Annotated in this window: 2 protein-coding genes; both read right to left on the bottom strand. The window is 56.2% G+C overall.

Annotation, left to right across the window (positions count from 1 at the left end):
• Positions 1 to 285 precede the first annotated feature (285 nt).
• Positions 286 to 642 (bottom strand): hypothetical protein, encoded by a 357-nt coding sequence (locus tag WA354_RS09490; protein WP_472812767.1) that lies wholly within the window; start codon positions 640 to 642, stop codon positions 286 to 288.
• Between the two features lie 49 nt (positions 643 to 691).
• Positions 692 to 2,726 (bottom strand): arylsulfatase (locus tag WA354_RS09485; RefSeq protein ID WP_472812766.1); only part of this gene is annotated, 2,035 nt, incomplete at its 5' end.

The raw sequence follows: 2,726 nt of genomic DNA, 5'->3' as shown, positions 1-2,726 counted from the left end.
CAACTTGATCGTATTCGACTTCCGACCTACCTTCTCCCGGTGCCCGCTTTCCAGCCGCATAGTAATGAACCCACTAGATGCCGCTTCCCAAAGGATTTTCGTAGACTCCGCGCCTGGCCCACCTCACGGTATTTGCTCTTCAGCATTTTGATGACATTCCCCGGATATTGGAATGATTTGCCGAGGCACCAGGGGCGGTGTCAAGGCTCTCTGACGCGAAGCGGCGCGCGGAGCGCGGCCTTGACTCCGCCCCGGCCTCGGCTATTCTCTGCTATCCGGGGAATGTCATTCGGTTTCTCGCCGTGCCTCTTCGGCACGGCGCCTGGCGCGCTTTGCGAGGAGTTCTTGCGCTTGCGCGGCCTTCGTTGTCTGGACTCGGCGGTAGAGAGCGGCGAGTTGTTCCCGGGTCATCTTCTCGCCGCGCAGAAGGGGGTCGAGCGCATTCATCAAGAGCATCTGGATACCGACAAGCTCAGTGAAGAGATGCATCTCCGTCTCTCCACGATTGCTTGCGACTGCTCCGCGCAGCAACAGATCACGTGCCCATTCGCTCGGCGCTTTCCCATCAGCCTCGGCTGCAACCAAGATCTGACGCTCCTCATCCGGCGTCAGCTTCGTGCCAATGCTCTGCGATCGCGCCATTCTTCCCCCCTCCGATCGCTCGGCGCAGATTATTCCTGCACCTCGCCAGTCACTGTTTGGCTAGGAACACTCTCATCGCAGTTTCGTGGTCCTCAACGTGCTCGCCGCTCACGTCGACGATAACGCGCTTGATTGTGCCGGTGAAGTTGAACGGCGTTTTGTATTCGGGGTTAATCGACGAACCTGTGTCGGCTCCGACGAGCATTGCACCGCCCTGTGCCAGCCGATTCGGAGTAGTTAGAGCGATAGCGCCGCGTCCGACTTCTTTGCCGTCAACGAACAGCGTGGCAGTGCCGGGCGCACCTTTGCCCTGCGTGAAGTCCGGCTTTCCGGTCGGCGCGAACTCCATGCTCAGGAAGTGATGACCGGATGGGATTGCGTCTTTGGACTTCACATAGGTGTAGGTGACAGCGACGTAGTTATAGAGGAAGCAGAGTTTCCCTTCCTGCATGTAAAGCGAGATGCCACCGTCGTTGCCGCCGAAGCTTAACAGGACTCCTTCTGCCCGTTTTGCAGGAATCTCGACTTCAGCGTTGATCGAAAATGGTCTGTTGAGAATTTGTGGCGCTGCGCCTGCCGGAATCGATTGCGTGCCCGGATAGAGAACGTAGCGGTTGCGATTTTCTGCGACTTGAGGGCGCTCTTCGCGAACCCGCTGCAATCCACGGCTATCGATCGGAAGTACGTTGTACTTGCCGGCCTCGACATACCACATGCCGATCATCGCAATGAGACGACCTTTGTCTTTGGCAGCGAGATTATTCGTCTCGGCGAAGTCTTCGCCGAGGTTATACAGCTCCCATCCCTTTTCATCGAGTTCGGTAAGCATGTCGGCAGTGAGAGGTGCTCCGAAGGTTCTTCCGGACTCAATAAAGGAGGTGCCTGGCCATGGGCAGACTGCGCGCCAGCCATCGTGGTAGAGCGACCGATGCCCGAACATCTCGAAGTACTGGGTTACGCGAGTTTCGGGTGCCTTTGCGTCGTCGAATGTGGAAACGAGACTGACTCCTTCGAGTGGAGACTGCGTCACGCCGCGAAGTTCCGTTGGTTGTTCAACTCCAACCGCATCGAGAGCTGTTGGCACCATGTCGATGATGTGTGCAAACTGCGTCCGAATCTCATTGCGCGCCTTGATTCCCTTGGGCCACGTAATGATGAATGGATCGCAGGAACCACCTCTGTAGGTCTCACGCTTCCAGCGGCGGAACGGTGTGTTGCCTGCGAAAGTCCAGCCCCATGGGAAGTGGTTGAAGTGTTTGGGGCCGCCAATTTCGTCAATTGCCGCGAGGTTTTCTTCAACGGTGTCGGCAACGTTATTGAAGAACTTGACCTCATTCAGTGATCCGTGTGGGCCACCTTCAGCACTCGATCCATTGTCAGAGATCAGCATGATGAGCGTGTTGTCGTATTCGCCAAGATCCTTTAGGAACTGGATCATCTCACCAATGTAGCGGTCGGTATGCGTCAAGAAACCCGCAAAGACCTCCATCATGCGCGCGTAGACGCGGCGTTCGTCTGGGGAGAGTGTCTCCCAGTCCTGCACATCCGGATCGTGGCGAGACAGCACCGTGTTTTCCGGAATGATTCCAAGCTTCTTCTGCTTTTCGAAGACCTGCTTGCGATAGGCATCCCAGCCGGCATCGAACTTGCCTTTGTACTTGTCAGCCCATTCTTTGGGGACATGATGAGGAGAGTGCATGGCGCCAAGCGCGAGGTAGGTGAAGAAAGGCTTGTTTGGAGCGACTTGCTTGGCGTCAGCGATCATCGCCTTGGCCTTTTCAACCAAATCCACAGTGAGGTGATAGCCCTCTTCTGGAGTTGCCTCCGGCTCGGTCTGCGAATTATCACGAATCAATTCAGGATAGTATTGACTGCTATCGCCGCCCAGGAAGCCGTAATAGCGCTCAAATCCACGACCTAGCGGCCAGTGGTCATAAGGCCCTGCTGCCGTCATCGTTTCCTCAGGTGCCAAATGCCATTTGCCAACAGCGTAGGTGTTGTAACCCGCATTCAGAAGAATCTCGGAGATGAAGCCATTCTCGAATGGAATGTAACCATCGGAGCCTGGGAACCCTGTTGACGCG

The sequence above is a fragment of the Occallatibacter sp. genome, from assembly GCF_049802275.1.
Taxonomy (GTDB): domain Bacteria; phylum Acidobacteriota; class Terriglobia; order Terriglobales; family Acidobacteriaceae; genus Telmatobacter.
This window is presented reverse-complemented; position numbering and strand designations above follow the sequence as displayed.

What these genes read in the sequence shown, in the direction of transcription:
- WA354_RS09490 (WP_472812767.1), bottom strand. Translation starts at nt 642, where the DNA reads ATGGCGCGATCGCAGAGCATTGGCACGAAGCTGACGCCGGATGAGGAG.